The 24,097-nt window shown below is 68.5% G+C and carries 26 protein-coding genes and 1 tRNA gene; 9 read left to right on the top strand and 18 right to left on the bottom strand.

The features are described from left to right. Positions 1–15 precede the first annotated feature (15 nt). The 6 genes from SOM13_RS08120 (at position 16) to pstB (ending at position 7,598) form a co-directional block, all read left to right on the top strand. The gene (locus tag SOM13_RS08120; protein ID WP_192061317.1) at positions 16–2,184 is read left to right on the top strand and encodes an RNA degradosome polyphosphate kinase; all 2,169 of its coding nucleotides are present in this window, start codon (positions 16–18) and stop codon (positions 2,182–2,184) included. Beyond that, entirely contained in the window at positions 2,181–3,122 is a 942-nt protein-coding gene (locus SOM13_RS08115) for an NUDIX hydrolase (protein ID WP_320479391.1), read from the top strand. Before SOM13_RS08120 ends, SOM13_RS08115 begins: the two co-directional genes overlap by 4 nt. A gap of 404 nt (positions 3,123–3,526) precedes the next feature. Further along, positions 3,527–4,621, top strand: coding sequence for a phosphate ABC transporter substrate-binding protein PstS (locus tag SOM13_RS08110; RefSeq protein WP_414655518.1), 1,095 nt, complete (start codon positions 3,527–3,529; stop codon positions 4,619–4,621). A gap of 108 nt (positions 4,622–4,729) precedes the next feature. Further along, positions 4,730–5,692, top strand: a complete 963-nt coding sequence (pstC, locus tag SOM13_RS08105) for a phosphate ABC transporter permease subunit PstC (protein ID WP_192061315.1) — start codon at positions 4,730–4,732, stop codon at positions 5,690–5,692. Beyond that, positions 5,692–6,795, top strand: coding sequence for a phosphate ABC transporter permease PstA (gene pstA, locus SOM13_RS08100; RefSeq protein WP_192061314.1), 1,104 nt, complete (start codon positions 5,692–5,694; stop codon positions 6,793–6,795). The genes pstC and pstA overlap by 1 nt, the downstream gene beginning before the upstream one ends. Before the next feature lie 23 nt (positions 6,796–6,818). Continuing rightward, the gene (gene pstB, locus SOM13_RS08095) at positions 6,819–7,598 is read left to right on the top strand and encodes a phosphate ABC transporter ATP-binding protein PstB (RefSeq protein ID WP_192061313.1); all 780 of its coding nucleotides are present in this window, start codon (positions 6,819–6,821) and stop codon (positions 7,596–7,598) included. Positions 7,599–7,708: 110 nt separating this feature from the next. Here pstB and SOM13_RS08090 read toward each other — a convergent pair whose 3' ends face one another. The 3 genes from SOM13_RS08090 to SOM13_RS08080 all read right to left on the bottom strand — a co-directional run bounded on the left by SOM13_RS08090 (position 7,709) and on the right by SOM13_RS08080 (position 10,336). Then, the gene (locus SOM13_RS08090) at positions 7,709–8,587 is read right to left on the bottom strand and encodes an anti-sigma factor (RefSeq protein WP_192061312.1); all 879 of its coding nucleotides are present in this window, start codon (positions 8,585–8,587) and stop codon (positions 7,709–7,711) included. Beyond that, positions 8,584–9,177 (bottom strand): sigma-70 family RNA polymerase sigma factor, encoded by a 594-nt coding sequence (locus SOM13_RS08085; RefSeq protein ID WP_320479390.1) that lies wholly within the window; start codon positions 9,175–9,177, stop codon positions 8,584–8,586. The genes SOM13_RS08090 and SOM13_RS08085 overlap by 4 nt, the downstream gene beginning before the upstream one ends. A 529-nt stretch (positions 9,178–9,706) precedes the next feature. Continuing rightward, entirely contained in the window at positions 9,707–10,336 is a 630-nt protein-coding gene (locus SOM13_RS08080) for a DNA-directed RNA polymerase subunit beta (protein WP_192061310.1), read from the bottom strand. Between the two features lie 96 nt (positions 10,337–10,432). Between SOM13_RS08080 and SOM13_RS08075 the strand changes: the two genes are divergently transcribed. Both SOM13_RS08075 and SOM13_RS08070 read left to right on the top strand, forming a co-directional pair. Continuing rightward, positions 10,433–10,505 (top strand) — tRNA-Lys (locus SOM13_RS08075). Positions 10,506–10,645: 140 nt separating this feature from the next. Further along, positions 10,646–10,927 carry a hypothetical protein gene (locus SOM13_RS08070; protein WP_320479389.1) on the top strand — a complete coding sequence of 94 codons (282 nt, stop codon included), beginning with the start codon at positions 10,646–10,648 and terminating at the stop codon, positions 10,925–10,927. 62 nt (positions 10,928–10,989) lie between these two features. On the opposite strand, the gene SOM13_RS08065 is transcribed toward SOM13_RS08070, so the two are convergent. Further along, entirely contained in the window at positions 10,990–11,148 is a 159-nt protein-coding gene (locus SOM13_RS08065) for a hypothetical protein (protein WP_320479388.1), read from the bottom strand. Between the two features lie 84 nt (positions 11,149–11,232). Between SOM13_RS08065 and SOM13_RS08060 the strand changes: the two genes are divergently transcribed. Beyond that, positions 11,233–11,517, top strand: coding sequence for a hypothetical protein (locus tag SOM13_RS08060; protein ID WP_320479387.1), 285 nt, complete (start codon positions 11,233–11,235; stop codon positions 11,515–11,517). 65 nt (positions 11,518–11,582) lie between these two features. On the opposite strand, the gene SOM13_RS08055 is transcribed toward SOM13_RS08060, so the two are convergent. The 14 genes from SOM13_RS08055 to SOM13_RS07990 all read right to left on the bottom strand — a co-directional run bounded on the left by SOM13_RS08055 (position 11,583) and on the right by SOM13_RS07990 (position 24,038). After that, positions 11,583–11,930 (bottom strand): hypothetical protein, encoded by a 348-nt coding sequence (locus SOM13_RS08055; RefSeq protein ID WP_320479386.1) that lies wholly within the window; start codon positions 11,928–11,930, stop codon positions 11,583–11,585. 10 nt (positions 11,931–11,940) lie between these two features. After that, positions 11,941–12,573, bottom strand: coding sequence for a hypothetical protein (locus tag SOM13_RS08050; protein WP_320479385.1), 633 nt, complete (start codon positions 12,571–12,573; stop codon positions 11,941–11,943). A gap of 1 nt (position 12,574) precedes the next feature. Then, on the bottom strand, positions 12,575–13,042 hold the full coding sequence (locus SOM13_RS08045; RefSeq protein WP_320479384.1) for a hypothetical protein: 468 nt from the start codon (positions 13,040–13,042) through the stop codon (positions 12,575–12,577). Between the two features lie 26 nt (positions 13,043–13,068). Next, a complete protein-coding gene (locus SOM13_RS08040; protein WP_320479383.1) occupies positions 13,069–13,884 on the bottom strand; it encodes a hypothetical protein in 816 nt (271 codons plus the stop codon). Between the two features lie 60 nt (positions 13,885–13,944). After that, positions 13,945–14,868 carry a hypothetical protein gene (locus SOM13_RS08035; RefSeq protein ID WP_320479382.1) on the bottom strand — a complete coding sequence of 308 codons (924 nt, stop codon included), beginning with the start codon at positions 14,866–14,868 and terminating at the stop codon, positions 13,945–13,947. Further along, positions 14,868–16,193: a hypothetical protein gene (locus tag SOM13_RS08030; protein ID WP_320479381.1), complete on the bottom strand. Its 1,326-nt coding sequence runs from the start codon at positions 16,191–16,193 to the stop codon at positions 14,868–14,870. Before SOM13_RS08030 ends, SOM13_RS08035 begins: the two co-directional genes overlap by 1 nt. Continuing rightward, positions 16,193–16,645, bottom strand: coding sequence for a hypothetical protein (locus SOM13_RS08025; RefSeq protein WP_320479380.1), 453 nt, complete (start codon positions 16,643–16,645; stop codon positions 16,193–16,195). The genes SOM13_RS08030 and SOM13_RS08025 overlap by 1 nt, the downstream gene beginning before the upstream one ends. A gap of 8 nt (positions 16,646–16,653) precedes the next feature. Then, positions 16,654–17,433 (bottom strand): hypothetical protein, encoded by a 780-nt coding sequence (locus tag SOM13_RS08020; protein WP_320479379.1) that lies wholly within the window; start codon positions 17,431–17,433, stop codon positions 16,654–16,656. Then, positions 17,433–18,536: a hypothetical protein gene (locus SOM13_RS08015; protein ID WP_320479378.1), complete on the bottom strand. Its 1,104-nt coding sequence runs from the start codon at positions 18,534–18,536 to the stop codon at positions 17,433–17,435. The genes SOM13_RS08020 and SOM13_RS08015 overlap by 1 nt, the downstream gene beginning before the upstream one ends. A gap of 11 nt (positions 18,537–18,547) precedes the next feature. Beyond that, on the bottom strand, positions 18,548–19,300 hold the full coding sequence (locus SOM13_RS08010) for a hypothetical protein (protein WP_320479377.1): 753 nt from the start codon (positions 19,298–19,300) through the stop codon (positions 18,548–18,550). A 23-nt stretch (positions 19,301–19,323) separates the two neighbouring features. Next, positions 19,324–22,116 carry a phage tail tape measure protein gene (locus tag SOM13_RS08005; protein WP_320479376.1) on the bottom strand — a complete coding sequence of 931 codons (2,793 nt, stop codon included), beginning with the start codon at positions 22,114–22,116 and terminating at the stop codon, positions 19,324–19,326. 533 nt (positions 22,117–22,649) lie between these two features. Continuing rightward, positions 22,650–23,186: a hypothetical protein gene (locus SOM13_RS08000; protein WP_320479375.1), complete on the bottom strand. Its 537-nt coding sequence runs from the start codon at positions 23,184–23,186 to the stop codon at positions 22,650–22,652. An 89-nt stretch (positions 23,187–23,275) separates the two neighbouring features. Beyond that, positions 23,276–23,782 carry a hypothetical protein gene (locus tag SOM13_RS07995; protein WP_320479374.1) on the bottom strand — a complete coding sequence of 169 codons (507 nt, stop codon included), beginning with the start codon at positions 23,780–23,782 and terminating at the stop codon, positions 23,276–23,278. Between the two features lies 1 nt (position 23,783). Further along, complete coding sequence (locus tag SOM13_RS07990) at positions 23,784–24,038, bottom strand: hypothetical protein (RefSeq protein ID WP_320479373.1); 255 nt, start codon at positions 24,036–24,038, stop codon at positions 23,784–23,786. Between the last annotated feature and the right edge of the window lie 59 nt (positions 24,039–24,097).

Raw genomic sequence — 24,097 nt, 5'->3', positions numbered from 1 at the left:
TGGCACGATAGGACGATGGACAGCGAACCCCGAGTCGACGGCGCCGGCGTCACCCCCGACTTCCTCGACGACTTCGACGAGATCGTCAGCTTCGAAGACGGCACCCTCCCCGCCGAGCGGTACCTCGACCGCGAGCTCAGCTGGCTCTCGTTCAACCAGCGGGTGCTCGAGCTCGCCGAAGACCCGAGCACCCCCCTGCTCGAGCGGGCGAACTTCCTGGCGATCTTCGCGAGCAACCTCGACGAGTTCTTCATGGTCCGCGTGGCCGGTCTGAAGCGTCGCATCGCGACCGGGCTGGCGGTGCCGACCAACGTCGGCCGCGGTCCGAACGAGGTGCTCGCCGACATCAGCAACAAGGCGCACGAGCTGCAAGAGCGGCACGCGCGAGCGTTCCTGGACATCGTCAAGCCCGACCTCGACGAGGCCGGCATCCATGTCGAGAAGTGGTCCGACCTCGAAGAGGCCGACCGCGTGCGCATGCGCGAGATCTTCACCGAGCAGATCTTCCCCGTGCTGATGCCGCTCGCCGTCGACCCGGCGCACCCGTTCCCGTACATCTCCGGGCTGTCGCTCAACCTCTCCATCCGGGTCCGCAACCCGAAGACGATGCGACAGGAGTTCGCGCGCCTCAAGGTGCCGCAGATGCTGCCGCGCTTCGTCCAGCTCCCCGACGACGAATCCGGGCGCGTGCGGTTCATCCCCCTCGAAGACCTCATCGCGAACCACCTGCAAGACCTGTTCCCGGGCATGGAGGTCGTCGAGCACCACGTGTTCCGCGTCACCCGCAACGAAGACGTCGAGGTCGACGAAGACGAGTCGGAGAACCTCATCCAGGCCCTCGAGCGCGAGCTGCTGCGTCGTCGCTTCGGGCCGCCGATCCGTCTCGAGATCACCGACGACATGGATCCCGTGACGCTCGAGCTGCTCGTCCGCGAGCTCGACGTGACCGATCAAGAGGTCTACAAGCTGCCCGCGCCGCTCGACCTGGCCGGGCTGTTCGAGATCACGAAGATGTCGCGCCCCGACCTCAAGTACCCGAAGCACCTGCCCACCACGGCCGTGCAGCTGCAGCCGACCGAGCCGAACATGAAGCCCGACATGTTCGCCAGCATCGCCCGCCAGGACATCCTCGTGCACCACCCGTACGAGTCGTTCGCGACGAGCGTCCAGGCGTTCCTCGAGCAGGCGGCCGCCGACCCCAACGTGCTCGCCATCAAGCAGACGCTGTACCGCACCAGCGGCGACTCGCCCATCATCGAGGCCCTGATCGACGCCGCTGAGTCGGGCAAGCAGGTGCTGGCGCTGGTCGAGGTCAAGGCCCGGTTCGACGAGCAGAACAACATCACCTGGGCCCGCAAGCTCGAGAAGGCCGGCGTGCACGTCGTCTACGGCCTCGTCGGCTTGAAGACGCACTGCAAGCTCGCCCTGGTCATCCGCCAGGAGAAGGGCACGCTCAAGCACTACACGCACATCGGGACGGGCAACTACAACCCGAAGACGAGCCGCATCTACGAAGACATGGGGCTCTTCACGTCCGACGACCAGGTCGGCAAAGACCTCACGCGTCTGTTCAACGAGCTCTCCGGCTACGCCATCGAGAAGAAGTTCAAGCGCCTGCTGGTCGCGCCGCGCTATCTCCGCCGCGGTCTGCTGAAGCAGATCCAGAACGAGATCGAGAACGCCCAGGCCGGTCGCCCGTCGGGCATCAAGATCAAGATCAACTCGATCGTCGACGAGCAGATCATCGACGCGCTCTACAAGGCCAGCCAGGCCGGGGTGCCGGTCGACGTCTGGGTGCGCGGCATCTGCACCATCAAGCCCGGGCAGCCCGGTCTGAGCGAGACCATCCGGGTCCGATCCATCCTCGGCCGCTACCTCGAGCACTCCAGGCTCTTCTGGTTCGCGAACGACGGCGACCCGCAGCTGTTCATCGGCAGTGCCGACATGATGCACCGCAACCTCGACCGCCGCGTCGAGGCGCTCGTCCGCCTCACCCAGCAGAACCACCTCGACGAGGTGGCGTCGCTGTTCGAGAGCGCCATGAGCGACGAGACCGCCTCGTGGTGGCTCGAGGCCGACGGCACGTGGACGAGGCACGCGCGCGACGAGTCGGGCCGCCCTCTGGTCGACCTGCAGAACGCGCTGATGAAGCAGATCAACCAGCGCAAGCGGAGCAGCCGGTGAGCCTCGCCTCGACGACCGTCGTCGCCGCGGGCGCCGTGCTCTTCCGCTTCGTCGACGGCAAGGCCCGGGTGCTGCTGATCCACCGCGATCATCACGGCGACGTGTCGCTGCCCAAGGGCAAGGTCGACCCCGGCGAGTCGACGCCTCAGGCGGCCGTGCGCGAGATCCGGGAGGAGACCGGCTACCGGGTCGCCCTCGGCGCCCCCCTCGGGCACGTCGAGTACGTCATGCCCGGCGGCCGCGACAAGATCGTGCACTACTGGGCCGCCGAGGTCACCGACGAGGCCTTCGTCGCCGCCGGCGAGTTCACGCCCAACAGCGAGGTCGGCGCCATCGAGTGGGTCGGCATCGACAAGGCCCGCGCGAAGCTGACCTACGAGCGCGACGCCGACGTGCTCGCGCGATTCGCCGACCGCGTCGCGGCGAAGAACGCCCGCACCTTCGCCCTCGTCGCCCTGCGTCATGCCAAGACGACCGCCCCCGGCGACTGGAGCGGCTCGGACGCCACGCGACCGTTGCTCCCCGCCGGTCGACGGCAGGCCAAGTCGATCGCCCCCGGGATCGCCGCCTGGTCACCGCAGCGGATCGTCAGCAGCACGGCCGCCCGCTGCCTCGCCACGCTCGAGCCCCTCTCGGCGCTCACCCGCGTCGGCGTCAAGCAGACCGACGCCATCAGCCAGGACTCGTTCGAGAACGGTTCCGACGACGTCGCGAGCGTCGTCGCTAAGCGTCTCAAGAAGCGCACCAGTGCGGTGCTCTGCAGCCACGGCCCCGTGCTGCCCGAGCTGATCCGTCAGATCGCGCTCGCGACCAAGGGGGGCGAACGGCTCGATCTGCGCCGCGCCTCCTCGTTGTCGCCGGGCGAGTACACGGTGCTGCACGTGTCGACCACCGACGCCTCGCTGGTCGCCGTCGAGACGCACGGCCCGCTCGCCTGACGCGGCGCCGCCCGGCCCGCGCGCGGCGCCGCCCTGCCCGCGCGCGGCGCCCGACTGTGCAGATCGCGACCGCGCCCCGCGTGCAGATCGCGACCGCGCCCCGCGTGCAGATCGCGACCGCGCGGACGGCTGCAGCCGTGCCGAACCCGACCGAACGGCCGCGGCACGCCGCTCATCTTCGTCGAAACACCCCGTTCCGCCCCAGATCCGTCGCGATTTGCACACCAACACCCTGGCGCGCGGAACGCGTCGGAGCGCCGCCGCGGACGGCTCCGATGTTCCCCGCCCGTTTACCTGCCGTTCACCGAGACGGGCGACCGTGGTTAACCCGTCGACGTAGCGTCTCGCAGGGGCCGGAACCCGGTCTCAGAACACAGTCGTCACCACCCGAGAAGGAATCACACTTGAATTTCAAGCGCACCGGCAGCCTCGTCGCCATCGCCGCAGTCGGCACCATGCTCCTCGCCTCCTGCGCCACGAACGAAGGCGGCTCGTCCGGCTCCGCCGAGGGCGGCTCCGACCTCTCCGGCACGATCTCCGGCATCGGCGCCTCGTCGCAGCAGGCTGCGCAGGAGTCCTGGGTCGCCGGTTACCAGACGGCCAACGAGGGCGTCACGGTCAACTACGACCCCCAGGGTTCGGGTGGCGGGCGCGAGAGCTTCATCTCCGGTGCGGCCGCCTTCGCCGGCTCGGACCGTGCGTTCACCACCGACGAGATCTCGTCGAGCACCTTCGCCGGTTGCACGCCCGACACCGGCATCGTCGAGCTGCCCGCCTACGTCTCGCCCATCGCGGTCGTCTTCAACCTCGACGGCATCACCGAGCTGAACCTGTCGCCCGCCACGATCGCCGGCATCTTCAACCTCTCGATCACCACGTGGGACGCCGACGAGATCGCCGCCGACAACCCCGGCGTCGACCTGCCCAGCACGCCGATCACGGCCGTGCACCGCGCCGACGACTCGGGCACCACCGAGAACTTCACCGACTACCTCAACAAGACCGCCCCCGACGTGTGGACGGCCGAGGCGGACGGCGTCTGGCCGACGAAGGACGGCGAGGGCGCCACCGGCACCTCGGGTGTCATCGACGCGGTCACCAACGGCACCGGCACCATCGGCTACGCCGACGCGTCGCGCGCCGGCGACCTCGGTGTCGCCAAGGTCAAGGTCGGCGACGAGTTCGTCGGCTACTCGCCCGAGGCCGCCGCGGCCATCGTCGACGCCTCCCCCGAGGAGGAGGGCCGCACCGAGGGCGACATCGCCATCGAGATCGACCGCACCACCGATGCCGCCGGCGTCTACCCGATCGTCCTCGTCAGCTACCTGATCGCGTGCGAGTCCTACGAGGACGCCGCGCAGGGCGAGCTGGTCAAGTCGTACCTGAGCTACGTCACGAGCGACGAGGGCCAGCAGGTCGCGGCCGAGGCCGCCGGCTCGGCTCCCATCTCGAGCGAGCTCTCGACCCAGGTCGCCGCCGCGATCGAGCTGATCAAGTAACGACCCGCACCACACGACAGGCCCGGGGGCGCACCGCGTGCGTTCCCGGGCCGTCTGCCTGAATCGCCCCGCTCGACTCGAACACCGATCACCCGGAGGATCCGTCCGATGACCGCCCCCGCTACGACCTCGGCGCCGCCCCAGGCGCCAAAACCCCGGCGTCGTCCCGCCGATCGGATCTTCGCAGGCAGCACGATCGTCGCCGGCGGGCTGATCCTCGCGATCCTCGCCGCGGTCGCGCTGTTCCTCGTCGTCCAGAGCATCCCGGCGCTCACCGCGAACGCCGACGACATCTCGCTCTCGGGGTTCCCCGACTCGTTCTTCCAGTACGTCGGCCCCCTCGCGTTCGGAACGGTCTACGCGGCTGCCCTCGCCCTGCTCATGGCGTTGCCCGTCGCCATCGGCATCGCGCTCTTCATCTCGCACTACGCGCCCCGCCGCCTCGCGCAGGGTCTCGGCTACATCATCGACCTGCTGGCCGCCGTGCCGTCGGTCGTGTTCGGCCTCTGGGGCAGCATCGTCCTCGCCCCCGCGATCCAGCCGTTCTACACCTGGCTGGTCGACACCTTCGGGTGGATCCCGATCTTCGCCGGCCCGGTGTCGGGCACGGGGCGGACGCTGCTCACCGCCTCCATCGTCCTCGCCGTGATGATCCTGCCGATCATCACCGCTCTCAGCCGCGAGGTGTTCCTCCAGACGCCCGTGCTGCACGAAGAGGCCGCGCTGGCCCTCGGCGCCACGCGCTTCGAGATGATCCAGATCGCCGTCCTGCCGTTCGGCCGCCCCGGCATCATCTCCGCCGCCATGCTCGGTCTCGGGCGCGCCCTGGGCGAGACGATGGCCGTGGCCCTCGTGCTGTCGCCGGCGCTCGTCATCAACCCCGCGATCCTCACGTCCACCAACTCGTCGACCATCGCCGCGAACATCGCGCTGAGGTTCCCCGAGGCGCACGACATCGGCATCAACACCCTGATCGCGACCGGCCTCGTGCTGTTCGTCATCACGCTGATCGTCAACTCGATCGCCCGCTTCGTCATCAACCGCCGCAAGGCCTTCTCGGGAGCGAACTGATGGCCACGACCACCCCCACCACGAGCGGCGTGCGTCGCGAGAGCCAGGCCGTCAACACCCTGACGACCGGACGCCTGCCCAAGGGCGCCCCCGTCATCATCCTCATCGGCAGCTGGATCATCATGGGCGTCGTCTTCGCCCTGCTGCAGGCCGCCGGGGTCACCGAGGGCTTCAACTGGGTGCCCGCGCTCATCCTCGGCACCGTCCTCTACGCGGCTCTGGTCTTCGTGGTCGCCATGCAGGTCGAAGGCATCCGCCGCGCGAAGGACCGCGTCGTCACGACCCTGGTCGGGTCGGCGTTCATCATCGCCCTCATCCCGCTCGTCTCGCTGCTGATCACGGTCGTCACCGCCGGCTCCGGTCGCTTCGACGGCGACTTCTTCACCCAGTCGATGCGCAACGTCGTCGGCGCAGGAGGCGGTGGCCTGCACGCCATCGTGGGCACCGTCCTGATGACCGCGTTCGCCGCGGTGATCTCGGTGCCGATCGGCCTGCTGACCGCGATCTACCTCGTCGAGTACGGCACGGGCCGTCTGGCCAGGGCGATCACGTTCTTCGTCGACGTCATGACGGGCATCCCGTCGATCGTCGCGGGTCTGTTCGCCTACGCCCTGTTCGTCATCTTCTTCGGCGAGGGCGTCCGCATGGGCGCCGCCGGCTCCGTCGCCCTGGCCGTGCTGATGATCCCCGTGGTGGTCCGCAGCACGGAGGAGATGCTGAAACTCGTGCCGAACGAGCTGCGCGAGGCGGCGTACGCGCTCGGCGTACCGAAGTGGCTGACCATCCTCAAGGTGGTCCTCCCCACGTCGATCGCCGGCATCACGACCGGTGTCATGCTCGCCATCGCGCGCATCATCGGCGAGACCGCCCCGCTGCTGATCACCGCCGGCTTCACCGCGAGCATGAACTACAACCTGTTCGACGGCCGCATGCAGTCGCTGCCGGTCTTCGCCTACAGCTCCTACGTGAGCCAGGGCACCGACGCGGCCGCCTACATCGACCGTGCGTGGACCTCGGCCCTCACCCTCATCCTGATCGTCATGGCGCTGAATCTGCTCGCCCGTCTGATCGCTCGAATCTTCGCACCCAAGCTCGGCCGCTAGGCCAGGAACCACCCGGAGGAACCATGTCCAAGCGCATCGAGGTCCGTGACCTCAACGTCTTCTACAGCAAGTTCAAGGCCGTCGAAGACGTCAACATCACCATCGAGCCCCGCACCGTCACGGCCTTCATCGGCCCCTCCGGCTGCGGCAAGTCGACGTTCCTCCGCACGCTGAACCGCATGCACGAGGTGATCCCCGGGGCGTACGTCGACGGCGAGGTCCTGATCGACGGCAACGACCTCTACAGCCCCGGCGTCGACCCGGTGCTCGTCCGTCGTCAGGTCGGCATGGTCTTCCAGCGCCCGAACCCGTTCCCGACGATGAGCATCCGCGACAACGTGCTCGCCGGTGTGAAGCTCAACAACCGCCGCATGTCGAAGAGCGACCAGGACGGCCTGGTCGAGAAGTCGCTGCAGGGCGCCAACCTCTGGAACGAGGTCAAGGACCGCCTCGACAAGCCCGGCTCGGGTCTGTCGGGCGGGCAGCAGCAGCGTCTCTGCATCGCCCGCGCGATCGCGGTCTCGCCCGACGTCGTGCTGATGGACGAGCCCTGCTCGGCCCTCGACCCGATCTCGACGCTCGCCATCGAGGACCTCATCGAGGAGCTGAAGCAGGAGTACACGATCGTGATCGTGACCCACAACATGCAGCAGGCCAGCCGCGTCAGCGACAAGACGGCGTTCTTCAACATCGCCGGCACGGGCAAGCCGGGCAAGCTCATCGAGTACGACGACACGGCCACGATGTTCTCGAAGCCGAGCGTTCAGGCGACGGAGGACTACGTCTCGGGCCGCTTCGGTTGATCGAGCCCTCGGGCCGGTCCGGGCCCCGTCCGGTCTAGAACCCCGGAGAGCCGAGGAGGCGCCCCACCAGCAGGTGGGGCGCCTCTCGTCGTTCTCGTGGTCGCGTCGCGTCAGGCGCTCGGCAGGGCCACGATCGGCTCGGTGGTCGGCTGGTCGGAGCCGCCGGCCGGCTCGATCGTGACGCCGACGACGTCGCCGGGCGACATCTCGCCCTTGAGCACCTGCGTGACGGCCGAGTCGGTCGTCGTGTCGAACGTGCCCGCCGGGATGGGGCCGTCGTCGCCGATGTACCAGAGCTCGTAAGTGCGGTCGCCGGGCAGCGACTCGAGGCCGTCGGCGACGATCGCGCTGCGCTGCAGCTCGTTCGACCAGACGAGCGTGGCCGTCCCGCCCGTGCTGACCTCGGCCACCGTGCGCTGGAAGTCGGACGCGGCGTAGATCTCGTCGAGAGCCGAAGCCGTCGCCTCCTGCGACTGACCCGGGCCGCTGACTGCGGAGATCACGGCGCCTCCGCCGAAGAACAGACCGGCGGCTGCTGCAGCAGCGCCGAGGATCGCGGCGGGGCGGGTGAACCAGCGACGCTCGGCGGCACCGGTCGGACGCAGGATGCGCGCCTCGGTCTCGGTGGGCTCCATCTCGGGGACGGGACGACGCTGGGGGGCGACGCGCTCGTGCTCGTCACCCGCGCCTCCGGCGGTCTCGGCCTCGGGCTGCCGCAGCGGCGGCAGCTGGGGTGTGCGGGCGATCTTCTCCATCAGCGAGCTCCGCAGCTCGGCCGAGGGTGCCACCGGCTGTGCCGCGTGAGCGAGCAACAGTGCTGTCTCGCGCAAATCGGCCACTTCTCTCTGCAGATCGGGTGAGCCGTCGAGGAGTCCCTCGAAGGCGTGTCGCTCGTCGTCGCCGAGGGCGTCGAGCACGTACGCGCCGGAGAGGTTCTCCGTCGCTTCGCCGACACCATCGGTGCCGGTGGGTTCGTTGCGGTCGTTCACGAGGCAACCCCCATTTCGTCGCGAAGTCGGATCATTCCGTCGCGGAGTCGTGTTTTGACGGTGCCGATCGGCACCCCCAGCATGGTGGCCACCTCACTGTGGCTGTAGCCGCCGTAGTAGGCCAGTTGGACCGCCTGGCGTTGGAGCTCGGTCAATCGGGCCAGGGCCCGTTCGACGCGCTCGTGCTCGATGCGGATCTCGACCGACTCGGTGACCGAGTCGTATTCGGGAGCCATGTCGCGGACGCCGATCCGGAGGTCGCGGTCACGACCGGCCTGCGAGGCGCGGACGCGATCCACCGCCCGCCGGTGAGCCATGGTGAGCATCCAGCTCGCGGCGCTGCCGCGCGTCGTGTCGAAGCGCGACGCCGTCTGCCAGATCTCGAGGAACACCTCTTGGGCGACCTCTTCGGATTGCGAGTGGTCTTTCAGGAGGCGCTTGATAAGACCCAGCACCCGTGGCGCAGTCTGGTCGTACAGCTCTCCGAATGCGACCTGGTCGCCGCCGGCGACCCTGTGCAGCAGCTCGTCGGGGGACGACGGTTGCACCGCGTCGGGCATCTCGGTCTCTCGGGTCACGAGCTTCAGCATGTCAGGGTTCACCTCCGTGCGCTTCTCAGGGGCCTGTTCACGAGAAGATCGTGACGGCCGCGTCGGGTCGTGCAGGACGCTTCGCGCCTGCGATTGTGGACAGCACGTCGGGTGACGTGGAGTGTGTCCGCTCCCTCCGCGAGGCGCACCGCCTGGGATGGTAAACACGCCGAGGGCCTCGTGGAGGAAGCGGACCGCTGACCCCGGTCTTAGGGAGACCGGAACCGGCGGAGGAGCTTTCGCTCTCACACACTTGGTTCGGCACGAGCTCGCAGCCGGATTGGGCGAGTTTGCGGGCGATGCACGACTGGTGATGTCGGCTTCGGCCGGAAGAGGTGCCAGGCCGCAGAAACGCCTCTCGGCGCGAGGCCGCTCGAAGCGGCTAAATTTGGAGCCCGGGGTTACTGCGGCCCGGCGAGAATCGATGTTACCCGCTGTCTCGGGCATCCGCCTCGACGTTCGCCGGGTGCGAAATCCGCGACCTGATGCGCCCGCCGACTTGCATCGGGCGGGTGGCGCGAGGCAGGGGTCAGTCGAGACTGTCGGTGCGCCAGAGGTGGGCGCAGGCGACGAGGTCGACGGCGAGTTCGGAGAGCCGCAGTGCCCGGCGGGTCAGGTCGGAGGCGTGGTCGGAGCCGATCGAGTCGTGGTCGTCTGCGAGATTCGTGGCCCCGGCGGAGGCGAGGCGGCAGAACGCCGCCCCGCGCTCGAGCGCCGTCGCGAAGTCGCCGACGAACACGCCGCGGAGGATGAGGTCGGCGAGTTCGAGGATCTCCTCCGGGCTGGCCGGCGCCGGGGCACCCGCGACGATGGGGTCGATGGTCGACGACGACTCGACGCCGCGCTCGAAGAGGAACGTGATGTCGGCCGGGTTCTGCCGGATGACCGCCCGCACGAGGTAGATGCGCCAGAGGGCGCCGGGCAGGGTGTGCGCCCCGGCGTGGGCCCACAGCTCGGCGACGGCATCGATGCCGTGGAGGTCGGTGTAGCTGACGAGGCGGTCGAGGATCTCGGGCGACGGGTCGTCTTTGACGCGGGCGACGAGCGCCGCGGCGGACTCGTGGGCGACGCGGTTGATCGTCGCCGGGTCGTCTCCGCCTTGGAAGGCCTCGAACTCGGCGCCGGAGAACTGGGTGGGGCGGTGGAAGTCTCTTGGCATCGCCTCAACGATAGGCGCGACCCCTGACACTCACTCCCCCGGCGGGTCTTCCGAGCGACGACGGCGCCGCGCATGATCCCGTATTGTTGTCGGCGAGGGCCTCTAGCTCAGTTGGTAGAGCATCGGACTTTTAATCCGCGGGTCATGGGTTCGAGCCCCATGGGGCCCACTCTCGAAAGCCCTGGTCAGAGCGCCAAGGGCACACAGATCGGCAGGTCTGCCGCAGTCACCGTGGGGCGGGCGTGGGGCAACGCATGCGGTCAGCCGCGGACGCCGCCTAGGATCAGAGCACATTGACCAGGGGGACCCATGAGACGAGCACTCGCGCTAGCCGGCATAGCGATCGCGGCAGTGGCCATGACAGGCTGCGCCACCTCGGCGGCCGACACCGCACAGGACGCGTGTGTCAAGCACCTGCAGGGTCTGAGTTCCGACCTGGCCTCAGCCGAGTACTCGGACTTCCAGCCGTACCTCGATGAAGACGAGCCGTTCGTCATGGGCCAGTACAGCGTCGACGGCGGCGAGCCTGTCTTCTGGTCGTGCCGGGTCTCACAGGACGACGCCCGAGTCATCAGCACAACAGAGGACTGACCTCCCGTAGAAACGACGGAAAGCCCCCGGACGACCAACTGGTCATCCGGGGGCTTCTACGTTCACCAGCGGGGCTGGGGTCCGCGCCCGGCAACGATGTCGTCGAGAGCGTCGATCGCGCACAGCAGCGTGTCCATCTCGCACTCGGTCGTCGCCGGGTTATCGGCTACGCGGGCCACGTAGTGGACGAACAGGCGCACGACGTCTTGTGGTGTCATCATCGTTCGAGAGTGCCCGACGGACGAAGCCTCATCTGGGTTATCCACAAGCGCTCACTGTCAGGGGCTGGTCGTATCCTTCGGCGCATGGCCGTCCAACCCGACAAGCGCGCCCGTGCGGTGCAGCAAGCCGAAGCGGGTATGAACCTCACGGAGCGGTTCCGGTTCGGCGAGTACACGCTGCAGGCCGCGGCCCGTACCCCGCAGCCTGTCATCTACGAGATCCGCCGGGACCGGCCTGGGTTCGAGGACGGACACAGCGTCTACCGGGACCTGCACGACGGCTGGGTCGTGCACGACGACGAGGTCCGCCACGCCACCCGCGAAGGGCCGCTGGCCTGCCTCGCGTGGTTCGTGGCCCGGCAGTCCTGAAACGACGAAAAGACCCCCGCACCACTCCACGAGGGAGAGTGCGGGGGTCTTCGTGTGTCGTGGACTCAGGACCGCTTCAGCGGCGCCAGCCACGGCAGGTAGAGCGCGATCCAGCCGTTGACGATCGGGTTCGCCATGAGCCGGGTGACGAGCGCGATCAGCAGTCCGGTGACGACCAAGATGCCGTTCAGGGTGAAGAACACCCAGCCCGGTAGGACGACGACGCCCAGTTGCTCGTTGAGCAGGGCGATGGTGATGCCGGCGGACAGGTTCAGCACCGGCACGGCGCCGACCAGGAACTGCACGACCGTGCGGACGGTCGCGCGGATGGGGTTGGCGATCTGGGTGCCGAGCTCGGCGAGCTGCGGGCGCTCGTCGGCGGCGGGTGCGAGGTTCGCGGGGGTGGTGCTCATCGGTGCCTCCTCAGGCGTTGAACTGTTCGGGTTCCTCGTCGACGACGAGGTGCATGGATGCTCGAGCCCGGGCCATAGCCACGGACTCGGGAGGGAGAGTCAGCTCGAGCACCTGCTGCTGTGCGTCGTCGAGCTTCCGCTCGAGGTCTTGCCGGACTCGCAGGAGATCGACTTCTCTCTGCTCGGCGGCGCGTAGCCGTCCGAGCGTGATCTCGTGGTCGCGGCTGCCGCGTTCGAGGCTGTCTCGGTAGTCGCTGATGATCTGGCGCTGGTCTCTGATCTGCTCGTCACGCGACGCCAGGGCCTCCCGCAGCGCCTGCACGGTCTCGGAGTTCGCGGACTTCATGACCTCGATCGCGGCGGCGGCTTGCGTCCGGGATTCGGCAGCGGCCTGAAACGCGAGCGTCGCTGCCTCCTTCAGCTCGCTGTTCTCGACCTCGGTGTCTCCGCGCACGTCCGCGGAGGTGCGCACGGTCTTGGAGCGGAGTGAGAAGTACGCCGTCACCAGGACGCCGATGAGTGAGAGCACTGCGACGCCGAGCGCTGTCCGGTCCAGCGGGGCTGCCGCCACAGTCGTGGCGCCGGCGACGACGGACTCGGGCAGGTGCGGGATGCGCTGCCAGGGCAGGGTGTTCAGCCACACGTCAGGCACCTGCCTTCCGCCGGCCCCGAGCCTGCGCCTTCTCGACTGCGGGGCGCGAGGCGCGGACACGTGCGACGAACTTCGGCACCAGGAACACGAACCGCTCGACGTACGGTGATGCGGCGATGAGTGCCAGCACGACGAGCGCGAGGCGATCCGTGGTCCCGGTGCTGATCGACACGATCGTCTGCGTCAGCACGTAGTAGGTGAACCCGAGCACCATGCCGAACAGTGGTGGGAACTCGACCGTCAGGTGACGGTTCGAGATGACACCGGCCGCGCCAGCGACACCCGCGATCGCGACGATGCCCCACACTATGAAGACCGGCGCCGGTGACAGAAACGGTGTCAGCGATGCCGGTGTGAAACGGACGAACAGGATGGCCCAGATGACGGCGAGGACGTACCGGTAGCTGAGCCACCGGCCGCCCTCGTCGAGGTGCTGCCAGGCCGTGTGGAGCTTGTGCATGTGCCCTCCCCAGGGTGGTGGGTGGGCTACTTGAGGCCGAGCTTGCGAGCGACGCGGTCGACCTTGGCGGACAGGTGCGAGTTCATCGCTTCGCCCTGCTGGTAGTTCAGCGGGCCCTGGTTCTGGCTGTTCGTCGTCAGCGGGATCGCGTGGTCGCGGAGGACGACGGCGAGCGTCTTGTCGTCGGCCTCGTAGACGTCGGACTCGTCCATGCCAAGAGCACGGACGGTCGTCCCCGAGATGGCGCGAGACTGGCCGATCGACACGAGCAGCTTGGTGGTGGCCGGCACGATGCCGGACTGGGTGGCGCGGACGACGAGGGGCATGTCGAACTCCTTGGGGATGGGGATGGGGATCTGGGCGGGGGTGAAGTCGATGGGCGCGATGGTCGCGCGCTCGGGGTAGACGTTGAAGTGCCAGAGCTCGGCGGGCCACATGAAGGACGGGTCGCCACCGGTCCAGACGATGCCGCGCTGCCTGCCGCGGGAGACCACCCAGGCATGCTCGGACATCGTCAGGGCCCGGTTGCGGCCGTCGGGCATCGTGACGCCGAAGTCGATGGCGGATCCCCGCGTCCAGTCGTGCGTGGACGTGAACTCGAGCGCGGCCAGCGCTGCCCAAGGGCCGCCGCGGAGGTAGGACTCCCACGCGCGGCGGAGCATCGTCTGCCGGGGGCGGGAGCGGATGCCCTCGTTCACCGACAGGACGGCGCCGCCCGCGAAGACGGCGCGAGACTCCTCGATGAGGGACCGGACCTGCAGCGCCACGGCGAGGGTAAGGACGTACTGGGTGATGCCACGGAGCGCGCCGTAGCTGGACTTGCCGACTGCGAACTGAGTCACGGTGCCTCCTGTGGGCGTGGGAAAGGCCCCCGCCGCAGCAGGGGCCTCTCGTGGTCTGGCTTAGTACCCGCCAGGTTGGGTGTAGGTGTCGTCGAAGTAGCGCCCACCAGCGGTGAGTACTTCCTTCACGTAGAGGTCGGAGTCGAGCTTGTCGACCTGCGCGTACGTGCGACCCGAGACCGTGAGGTCCTCCATGTAGTACCGGTAGAGGGCACCCGAGACCTGCTGGCTCGCGGCCGACGGCCCGGCGAACGGTTCGTTCGCGGCGCCGTGCGCGCCGACAGCGAAGAGCTTGCTTCCGCGCGTCGCGTCGATCGTGCCGCTGTTGTTCGCGAACGCGGCGTTCAGGATGAACGGCCGCGGCGTCAGGTTCGGGTTGTACGACGGCCGCCACGAGTTCGGTGGATCCCGGCGTGCACCGAGTCGGGGCGGGGACGACGTCGGGAACGTGTTCCCGTCGTTGCCGAACGCGTACAGCAGGTTCGTCGCCGACGGGGACGCGGTGAGTGCGATCGCCGACCAGACCAGGGCTGCCTCGCTGAGCCTGGTGATGCGGCCCCAGAGCGAGACGTAGATGTCGTTGGTCGGGTTCGTGGCGATGTAGTTCAGGATCGCCGTGGGGACGCGCACCCTGAACCCGTCACCGGACGCCGGCGCGACGGTGGTCGACATGATCGCGTGCATGCCGCCCTTGCCGGTGCGCTGCAGCAGGCCCTTCGTGGACGACGTCGACGAGATGCCCTGGTAGTCGACAGTCGGCTGCACCGCGGATGGTGCCACGTTCAGCAGGCGGCTCGCGGTCGCGCCGGCGACGTTCGGTACCGCAGCCCCGGACGCCGGGACGCCAGGGCCCCACGGCCTGTACGGGGACTGCGGCTCGACGAGCAGCAGCGCACCCGTGGCCGGCGCCATGGGGTCGGCACGGTCGACGACCGGGCGGCTGTCGGCGGGTCGGACGTTGTCGAGGCGGATGAAGTTAGCCATCAGCGCAGCCATCCCTTCGTGATGCAGAACGCCTTCAGCCGGGCCGCGACGGTCGCCGCGGTGGCCGGGGTGTAGTGGATGGAGTCGGTCATGATCGACGGCGGCAGGGTGTCGTTCGCGATCGCGGCGAGGTCCGCTGCGGTCGGGGTGATGCCCTGGTCGTAGATCGACTGCGTGACGAGGTATCCGCGCAGGTCGAAGTAGTTCTGGGGGAACAGCCGCGCCAGGGTGTCGTTGATCGCCGTGACCGCCGTGTGGTTCGCGCTCCCGCGAGGCTCGTCGGTTGCCGTGGTCGTGCCGACGGTGACGAACCGGCGCCGGTGGGGGCCGGCGCGGCGTGCCATGGCGAGGTGCGCGAGCACGACCCGGTCGACGACGGGGCCTGCGACGGAGGTGAAGCCGATGTCGTTGCGGCCCGCGAAGAGGACCTGGACGGCGTCGGCCTGCTGCTCGCCGGCGGCCGAGATGAACGGCGTGTTCGCCGGCACCGGCACCGCCGTGCCCGAGGCGGTCCGGGTGAAGACGAGCTGCGTGGACCCCGCCGCCCGCGAGAGCGTCCCGGGAACCCCGGCGAGCGTGCCGACACAGGACCAGACGCGCGCCACGTACCAGGCGAAGACCTGCCCCGTCGTGACCTGCACCGACCCGGCCGCGGGGATCGACCCGCTCGCCGTGGTGAGAAGCGCGACGTAGCCGCCCTGACGGATGGCGACCTCGTCAGCGGTCTGACCCTCGACGCCGCCGTTGTAGACGGTGCCGCCCCACCCGGCCTGGAACACGCCAGGCCAACTGTCGGCCCCTGAGGCACCGAACGGCGGGACCGGCCACCCACGGGTGAGCGAGTCACCCCAGCCCGCCAGTGCCGCGTTCGACGACGACAGCGGCACGATCCCGGACGGGGTCTGCACGAACAGGTTCCGCCCGTTCAGCGACAGGGCGTCGACCTGCGCGTCGGTGAGCCCGTTCAGGCGAGGAGCCCACCGCGCGAGCACCGCCTCGGGGACAGTCCCCGCAGCATCCACGACGAGGTCGGTCTCGCGACCGTTGTCCCCGATGAACCCGGCCACGGCGGTGGATGGGTCGATGCCGGTCCCTGTGCTATTGCCGTAGACGACGCCGGCGGTCGCGAGGGCCCCACCGACGGCGGCGGTCGCTGCGGTGGCGGCCGCGGTGGCGACCGTCGGGTTCGCGGTGACGACGTCGGCGGCGACCTTCTCGAGCCTCGCGTCGAGCTCGTTGCGGGTCTCGGTAGGAAGCCGGATGAGATCAGCGGTGGTCTTGTCGTTGGCGACGGACAGAGCTGCCTTGATGACCCATGTACCCATTACGGCGTCCATTCTTTTAGCAGCGGAGGCATCGACGAGTTGTCGATCCACCAGAGGTAGGCGGTCGTGTTTGGCGGTGCGGTCGGGCCGACCCATGCGAGCTTGCTCGTTGGTTCTGCGTCGACGAGCTCGGCGAGGATGCCGCCCTGCTCGGGCACGCGCAGTTTGAACGAGGGGTAGGACGCGTCGTGGAAGGCGCCGGTGGGCTCGAACCACTTGACGCTGATCTCGTACCAGGTGTCGGGTCGCATGAGCGTGGTCGCGGCGAGCTGCACGGTGAAGCTGCCGTCTGCCGCGGGGGTGACCGAGGTCGGGCGGCTTGCGAGAAGCAGATTCGTCGCGACGCTCGACCCGTCCCCGTCTGCGTTCCGGGGGGTGAAGGTGACGGTGGGGCGGAGCGGGTCGAGAGTGGCAAGCCCGATGTCGAGCAGTCTCCCTGAGACGGTGGGCATGGGGCCTCCTAGATGACTCGGACGAGCTGTCCGGTTGAGTTGTGGACCATGACGGCGCTGTATCCCGCGGCGTCCTTGGTGACCTCGGACATGCCGATGACGCGTAGCCCGCCGCCTCGGATGTTGACGCCGTCGCCGGTGATGATGTCGACGCTGCTGTTGGCGAGGAGGTCGAGGGTGCCCGCGGCGCCGAGGAACATGGTCTGGTCGGAGTACAGCCCGCCGGCGCCGCCGTTGTAGGAGGGTCCGAGGTGCAAGGTGCCTGCGACGATCTCGCCGCCGCCGGTGACCTCGACGTCGCCTGAGACCTTCGTGTCGCCGTTCATCTCCGTGTCCCCGTTCAGGACGGTTTTCCCCGTGAAGGTCACGTCGCCTTTCACCTCGAACTCGCCCGTGATGACGGTGTGTCCGGTGATGTCGAGATCCCCCTCGATCGTCATCTTGCCGATGAACGTCGAGGTGCCCTGGACCTCCATCGGGCCGATGAACGTGGTGTCCCCGAGGACGTCGAGCGGGCCCGAGACGCGCATGGGGCCAGTGACTTCGGCGTTGCCCGAGACGATGAAGCTGCCCGTGACGCGCAACTGTCCCGAGACGTACTCGATGCCGTCGACATGAAGGCGTCCCGTGACCCGCTGCGATCCGTCGACCAGGAGGCCCTCGTCGGATTCGATCGAGACCGCGCCGCGGGTGACGGACGAGAACCCGAGCGGCGACGCCGTCTCGGCTCTCCGGATCGCGTCCTTCGTCTTCTTCGCCTGCGAGGTTCTGAGGTTTCGAACTGCCATCACAGACCCCCTAGCGGTTGCACGTCGAGCGTGATTGTTTTCTCGTGGGAGCCGCTGACACCGACCACGTATTGGTCGACGTCACGCGTGCCCTCCCACCAGTCGTTCTCGTACCGCATTCGAACCACGCAGCCGGGCCGCACCAGGGCTGGGTTGAACCCGACTCCGGCTACCGCCTTGACCTCCCACTGTTCAGTGGGTGCGCCATGGCTGCGTAGCTCGGCAACGCCGTGGGCGTTCAGGTCAGCGATGCTGTCGATCTCTTTGAACGACCGCGACGAGTCGAGGAACGGGATCGGTTTCGGCCGCACCGGGAGCTGCACGAGACCGGCCTCACCGACGCGCATCTTCTTCTCCGAGCCCTTGCCGATCGTGAAGACACCGGTCAGCATCTCCGTGCCGTCGACGGTCGGCTCGACCCCGACCAGGGCGGGACCGGGCACGTTCATCGCGAAGTCGTAGGTCTCGCCGAACAGTCGCGGTTTGCCGATCTGCAGCTCCCATTCGAGACGCCCTGCCGCGGTGAAACGAGGGTTGAAGTGAACGTCGGGTCCGCCGTCGCGGTCCTCGACCTCGGCAATCGCGTTCTCGATGGTGACGAAGTCGTAGGTGAACAACGTCGTGCCGCTGTTCCCTGCCTCAGAGCCGGACGGCATCCCGATCGGTACGTTCCAGCCATCGCCACCATCGGACCGCGACAGCCCAACACGGACGAGCTCGGTGATGACACCACGCAGGCTCTTGTCGCGCACAGTGAAATGCGGCTGACCTTCACGGGCACCGACCCGAAACGGGAACCGCCGGTTCAGGATCAGGCGCAGCTCCTTGTGCCGAACCGTGATCAGCTTGGTCTTCCGATCCAGCGTCCACCCGAGGATGAGACCGGCGAACACAGGAACCCCGTTCCAGCACTGCACGAACGTATTCGCCCAGGGGTAGAGCAGGTCGCGCCACTGGAACCCCATCAGGCCAGACCCGGTCGTCATGACCTTGTGCTGCCCCCCGCCGATGTCGCTCAGCATGGTCGACCACGACGCGTCAGCGACCTGCACGCCGTGGCGGAGATCGCCCGTGATGGTGTCGTGGATCTGGTAGGTCCACACGGGGCAGCCTCCTAAAGGTAGGTGTCGTAGAGGACCGTTTCGAGGGTCCCCGAACCGGAGTCGGGGATCAGCCGGTGCGTGTTGAAGATGCGCCCGGGCGGGATGCCCCAGCCGCTGCCCGACCGGATGGAAGCGAGGGGCACATTCCCGTTCTCGGACAGGACCCCGGTCGCCGTGTCGAGCAGATGCGGGGTCGCCGGGGTCACCGCGCGCGCGATCGACCACGTCGAATCCGGCCCCTCGATCCGGTAGCCGGGCATTGTCCCCCGGACGACGAGCTGCGGGTAAGCCGTCGTGTTCCCGTGGTGGAAGATCTCCTGCGTGGCCCCCGGCCCGGTCACGGCGAGAGGCACTTTCGCACCGAACTTCCGGGGGTTGTGGAAGCGCAGCGAGAACTGGAACCGTGCCTCGCGCCCTGGCAGAGACGTCCGGAACTTGACCGCTGACGCCAGGCGGCCGTCAGCGAAGGACTGCAGCCCCTGGTAGTCGACGTGCACGCGCTTCTTGCCCTGCAGCAGCCCTGTGAGCCGCCGCCCATACCAGCCGAGCTTGTCCGGGCCGAGCTTCGTCACGCACTTGCCGGTGACGATAAGCAGGCGCGCCGCGAGCTCGGTTTCCGAGTCGTAGGACCCGTCGGCGCCCGGCACGACAATCTCCTCGTACCGGGCGTCCGGCGTGTCCTCCCACCCCTCGAAGCCCTCGGCGTCGATGAAGAATCCCTCATCGCCATAGCCACCCCAGAACACCGTGTCGTCGATGCGCATGACTGCATCAGATTCCAGGGCCACTAGTTGCTCCTCATCTCGAAGTCGCGTTCAGCAGCGCTGATGCGGGTCACATCTCCGGCGGTCAGGCCCTCAGGCAGGTTGAACGTCGGCGCGTAGGTCGACCCGCCACCGCCACCAGCGCCGCTCATGACGACGACCTGCGGCGACGGCGGCGCGTAGCGCGGGCGCTGTGCGTAGACGGGCCCGCCGGTCGCCAGACCAGGGACCGACGCGATCAGCGACTTACGCCACGCGTAGACCGCCTGGTGCCCGCCGGCAGCCTTCACTTCACGATCGGTGATGACGTGCTCGCCGTTGGAGAGCCGGAACAGGCCCGCCGTGTCGGACGTCCCCGACCCGGGCCCGTAGATGGCGCCACCGGCGGCCTTGCCCGAAGGAATGCCGCCAGTCCACGACCCAGGGGTCGTGTTTGTCGCCGACACCGCGATGAGGACCGAGCGCGGACGGGTGAGGCTCGCGAGCTTGCGCTCGGCCGCCTCAGTGCCCGTGAGACCAGCTGCCGTCGTGATGTTCGACGGGATGAGGCCCAGCTGGTCCGCGTACGCCTCCGCCGCGGCGCCCGTGATGCCGAACTGCCCGAGAGACTCGATCAGCTTCTGACGCCCACCCTCGAGCGCAGCGGTTGCCTGCTCCTGGGATCCGGTCTGCTCGAGCGTGGCGCCAGCCAGCACCAGGGCCTTCTGGGCCATGTCGTCGAGGGCGTCCTCGTTCGCGCGACCCGCTTCCGTGGTCCGGTCGAGCGTCGACCCGTTCGTGGCCACGGTCGACGACAGGTCGTCGATAGCCGCCTCAAAGTTGCGGGTCGCCGCCCGGACGTCGAACTCCGCCGACGCGAACCCCTCGATGGCGGTCCGAAGCTCCTCGATGTCGACAGACGCGTCGGCCGCACTGCCCGAGAGCTCTGTGAGCCCCTGGGCGGTCTCAGCCGTGGCGCCCTTCATCTCACCTGTCGCCAGGGCCAGCAGCGTCGCCTTGTCCGCGGTGACGCCAAGCTCGTTCGCCTGCTCGACGAGGCTGTTCTTGAAGTCACCGCTGTTGTCGATGAACGAGAACAGCTGGTCGTCGGTCAGCTTGTATTCCTTCTGGAGCTGCGACATCTTCGACTGCGCGTCTTCCAGTGGCAGAGCCGCCAGTGAGCCGCCCAGCTCGTCCAGTCGGTTCCGAGCCTCGTTGACGCCCGAGCCGAACTGACCGGTGAAGACGTCGCCGAGGAAGCCCATCGACCGGGTGTCTGCCGACGATGTGACGGCGTCGAGAGTCTTCCCGAAGTCCGCGAGCGACGCAGTCTGACCATCGAAGAGGCCCTCGCCGAAGTACCCCTGCAAGTCACCGAAACTCGCCTCGACGGTCGACTTGATGTCCTGCGTCTTCAGGGTGTTGCCGAGCTCCTCGGACGACACCTTGATGCCGTTGATCTTCTCGTTTGCGGCCTCGAGTAACGGCAGAGCGACCGAGATGACAGCCAGGGCGCCGAAGCCCTTACCGAAGGCGCCGACGGCCTTGGTCGCGAGTGGGGCTTCGGTTCGCAGGCGCACCATGGCGGTGCGGTACTCGAGGATCTTCGGGGCGCCGAGGAAGAATGCTCCCCCGGCGATCGCTGCGGCCGCGCCGACGGCCGTCAGGTTGAACCCGACGCCCTTCAGCACGTCCGGTGCGCCGTTGTAGACGTCGATCAGCTCGGTGCCGGCCTGTACGAGCCCGCGGAGGGAGCCCTGGGCGTCCTCGGCGGTCTCGATCATGGCGGTGTCGAGCGCGCCGCCGAAGGCCTCGACGTCGCCCTTCAGGTTGTCGAGCCGGATCGCGGCGGTCTCGGCCGCGTAGCCGCTGTCGTCGACGGCCTTCGACCACATGTCGACGCCCTCGGCGCCCGCCTGGTAGAGCGTGGTCGCGGCGGTGATGGTCTCACGTCCGAAGATGACGCCCAGCGACGCGTTCCGGGACTCCTCGTCCATGTCGACGTAGGCCCGGGACAGCTCGCCCGCGGCGTTCTGCAGGCCGAGGAAGTTGCCCTGCGCGTCGTACAGGTTCAGGCCGAGACGCCCGATCTCCTCGCTCGCCAGCTTCGACGGGGCGGTGAGAGACGCGAGCACCCCGCGGAGCCCGGTACCGGCCTGCTCGCCGATGATGCCCTGCTGCGCGAACAGCGCCAGGACACCGGTGGTCTCCTCGAGGCTGATCCCCATCGAGTTCGCGACAGGGCCGACGAACTTCAGGCCCGCGGCGAGGTCGTCGACCGAGCCCATGGCCTTGCCGGCGCCCGCAGCGAGGACGTCAGCGACGTGCGCAGCGTCCTCGCCGTCGAGCTTGAACTGCTGCAGCGTCGTCGACGCGATCTCCGCCGCCCGTGCGACACCGAGCCCGCCGGCCGCAGCGAGGTCGAGTGACCCGTCGAGACCACCCGAGAGGATGTCCGTCGTCGACAGGCCGGCCTTGCCGAGCTCCTCGATCGCGTTCGCGGACTCCGTGGCGGAGAAAACGGTGGAGGCGCCGGCGTCGATCGCGGCGTCGCGCAGCAGATCCATGTTCGCGGCGGACTCGTGCGTGCCCGCCTGCACGTAGGAGATCGCCTGATCGAACTCGGCCGACTTGGCGATCATAGAACCGAGCGCCAGCACGCCTGCGGCGCCGACGATGGCAAGGCCCTTGCCGACCTGCTCAAAGTCGGCCTGGTTCTTCGCGAGCTCCTTCGAGATGCCCTGCGAGAAGTCCGTCGCGGCCTTCCGGCCCTTGGCGAACTCGGAGACGAGCCCGGAGACGGAAGCTCCGACGACGACCTTGATGCTGCGTTCCATCGCGTGACCTCGATTCATCGGGCCCGCGAGGGCGTGCTACTGCTGCTGTGGAGTTGTGCCCTGAGGGCGTCGCTGGCGGCGTGTGCGCGGCACGCGGAAGACCGGCATGATGAGCCCGTTCATCGGATCGACGTCCTGCTTCCGCAGCAGGTCCAGCGCGTCGAGTCGGGCTTTCTCGGCGAAGTCGACGACTGGGGCGCGAACGACGACGCCCTCGGGCGAGCGCACAGGGACGCCGGCGACGAACCGGTACGGGCCGTCCGCGTTGGCCGGGTCCGCGTCAGGCGACGTCGCCTCGGCGATCGAGAAGCCGTGCGGCAGCTCGTCGTGCTCGATCTCAGCGAGGGCGTCGAGCCAGTCGAAGTCGTCCTGCCCGAACTCGGGCTCACGCGTCGTCGTCGCGCCGACCAGGCGCCCGGCAGCGTCGTAGTGGTACTCGGTGTGCTCGACCGGCTCTCGGCCCTGCAGCCGCGACAGGGAGACGCCGAGGGCCCGGGACTGCTCGACAGCGCGGCGCAGCCCCGGGTCGCCGGTCAGTCTTTTTTCAGCCGAGCGACCTTCCGTGCCGAGCGCAGCACGTTGAGGTTCATGACCGCCGTCACGATGTTCTCGACGTCCCAGCCGGAGCCCACTTCGAGGATCGTCGCCCAGTCGTCGTCGTCGAGCTCGACGGGGTTCTTCTCGCCGTCGACGATCTCGACGCCGTTGACCTTCGCGGCCGCGATCGACGAGGCGTGGTTGTTGTAGCCGAGAGACTGGTCGTCGGCGCTGCCGGGGCGCGCCGGGTGCTCCGCCGTGATGTTCACCCACTCGAGGCCGTCGAGCTTCGTGAAGCGCAGCACGTGCATGTGCTCGCGCTCCCGCTCCTCGAGCTCGAGCAGCTCGGCCTGCAGCTTCGCCACCGGCGACTTCTGCGTCAGGCGTGCGCCGGCCTTCTCCTGGGCCTGGCGCGCCTCCGCGAGCTTCGTGAGCAGAACGTCGCGCTGCTCGGCCACCTCGGTGTCGAGGCAGACGGTCACGGTCGTCGTGCGGGGCTTGTAGTTCTGTCGTGCTTCGCTGATCTTGCTCATTGGATCCTCCCCGGATCGTCCCCGGATAGTGAAAGTGCGGGCGGGCGCTCCGGGGAGGACGCCCGCCCGCACAGTTGTGGGTGGTGGTGCTACGCGGTGAGGGCGTAGTCCTCGAGGACCTTCGTCCGCGGCTTCAGCGGCAGCGTCTTGGTCCACTTGCCGTTCGCCGTGGGGATGTCCTTCACCTTCGGGCCGACCTTCAGCGTGAAGATGTCGAACAGATCGCCGGCGGCGGTGTCCTGTTCGTAGGGCACCGCGTACCGGGCGAGGATGACGATCAGGTCACCCTCGACGAACAGCGGGTCGACGACGTCCTCCTCGGAGCCGTAGAAGTACTTCAGGCTCACGGCGTGCGTGGTGCGGCCGAAGTCGGAGAGCACCTCGCGCAGCGTCAGGCGGGCGTCGTCGACGTCCTCCGTGGTCTTCGACGGGTTCCAGCCGTCGACGGTCAGCGAGTAGGTGATGTCCTTCACCGCTGCGCTGGTGACGTCGGCCAGCTTCGGCGGCCAGGTGGCGAACGCCGCACGGGGTGCCGCGAGCAGCAGCAGTGTGCCGTCGGACTCGACGTTGTCGGGGATGAGCAGATCGCGCGTCATGTCAGCGCTCCTTCGTGGTGTCGTCGCCGGGGCCGGCGTCTGTGGTGCCGGCGGCCAGGAGGTCGTCAGCGGTGAGGGTGGTGTCCGCCGCGGTGGGCGGCAGCTCGGGGGTGTTCGGCTGTGCGCGCTTCGCGGCGGCGGTCGGCTTGCCGGCCTTCGTCTTCGCGAGCGGGTAGTCGTCGGGCCAGCGCTTCTGCGTGGCCTCGTCGACGGTGAAAGTGCGGCCGTCCACGACGACCTCGACCTTTGCTCCCATGGGTGCCTCCTCGGCATGAGAAAGCCCCCGGGGTGGCCGGGGGCGAGATGTAGTGGTGG

Origin of the sequence: Frigoribacterium sp. CFBP9030, assembly GCF_034045195.1 — a bacterium.
GTDB lineage: Bacteria > Actinomycetota > Actinomycetes > Actinomycetales > Microbacteriaceae > Frigoribacterium.
The sequence above is the reverse complement of the archived record's forward strand: the minus strand, read 5'-3'. Positions and strand labels throughout refer to the sequence as shown.

What these genes read in the sequence shown, in the direction of transcription:
- SOM13_RS08055 (WP_320479386.1), bottom strand. Translation starts at nt 11,930, where the DNA reads ATGAGCACCACCCCCGCGAACCTCGCACCCGCCGCCGACGAGCGCCCG.
- SOM13_RS08065 (WP_320479388.1), bottom strand. Translation starts at nt 11,148, where the DNA reads ATGATGACACCACAAGACGTCGTGCGCCTGTTCGTCCACTACGTGGCC.
- SOM13_RS08030 (WP_320479381.1), bottom strand. Translation starts at nt 16,193, where the DNA reads ATGGGTACATGGGTCATCAAGGCAGCTCTGTCCGTCGCCAACGACAAG.
- pstB (WP_192061313.1), top strand. Translation starts at nt 6,819, where the DNA reads ATGTCCAAGCGCATCGAGGTCCGTGACCTCAACGTCTTCTACAGCAAG.
- SOM13_RS07995 (WP_320479374.1), bottom strand. Translation starts at nt 23,782, where the DNA reads ATGACGCGCGATCTGCTCATCCCCGACAACGTCGAGTCCGACGGCACA.
- SOM13_RS08010 (WP_320479377.1), bottom strand. Translation starts at nt 19,300, where the DNA reads ATGCGCATCGACGACACGGTGTTCTGGGGTGGCTATGGCGATGAGGGA.
- SOM13_RS08085 (WP_320479390.1), bottom strand. Translation starts at nt 9,177, where the DNA reads ATGCTGAAGCTCGTGACCCGAGAGACCGAGATGCCCGACGCGGTGCAA.
- SOM13_RS07990 (WP_320479373.1), bottom strand. Translation starts at nt 24,038, where the DNA reads ATGGGAGCAAAGGTCGAGGTCGTCGTGGACGGCCGCACTTTCACCGTC.
- SOM13_RS08035 (WP_320479382.1), bottom strand. Translation starts at nt 14,868, where the DNA reads ATGGCTAACTTCATCCGCCTCGACAACGTCCGACCCGCCGACAGCCGC.
- SOM13_RS08080 (WP_192061310.1), bottom strand. Translation starts at nt 10,336, where the DNA reads ATGCCAAGAGACTTCCACCGCCCCACCCAGTTCTCCGGCGCCGAGTTC.
- SOM13_RS08005 (WP_320479376.1), bottom strand. Translation starts at nt 22,116, where the DNA reads ATGGAACGCAGCATCAAGGTCGTCGTCGGAGCTTCCGTCTCCGGGCTC.
- pstC (WP_192061315.1), top strand. Translation starts at nt 4,730, where the DNA reads ATGACCGCCCCCGCTACGACCTCGGCGCCGCCCCAGGCGCCAAAACCC.
- SOM13_RS08020 (WP_320479379.1), bottom strand. Translation starts at nt 17,433, where the DNA reads ATGGCAGTTCGAAACCTCAGAACCTCGCAGGCGAAGAAGACGAAGGAC.
- SOM13_RS08120 (WP_192061317.1), top strand. Translation starts at nt 16, where the DNA reads ATGGACAGCGAACCCCGAGTCGACGGCGCCGGCGTCACCCCCGACTTC.
- SOM13_RS08060 (WP_320479387.1), top strand. Translation starts at nt 11,233, where the DNA reads ATGGCCGTCCAACCCGACAAGCGCGCCCGTGCGGTGCAGCAAGCCGAA.
- SOM13_RS08045 (WP_320479384.1), bottom strand. Translation starts at nt 13,042, where the DNA reads ATGCACAAGCTCCACACGGCCTGGCAGCACCTCGACGAGGGCGGCCGG.
- SOM13_RS08070 (WP_320479389.1), top strand. Translation starts at nt 10,646, where the DNA reads ATGAGACGAGCACTCGCGCTAGCCGGCATAGCGATCGCGGCAGTGGCC.
- SOM13_RS08025 (WP_320479380.1), bottom strand. Translation starts at nt 16,645, where the DNA reads ATGCCCACCGTCTCAGGGAGACTGCTCGACATCGGGCTTGCCACTCTC.
- pstA (WP_192061314.1), top strand. Translation starts at nt 5,692, where the DNA reads ATGGCCACGACCACCCCCACCACGAGCGGCGTGCGTCGCGAGAGCCAG.
- SOM13_RS08000 (WP_320479375.1), bottom strand. Translation starts at nt 23,186, where the DNA reads ATGAGCAAGATCAGCGAAGCACGACAGAACTACAAGCCCCGCACGACG.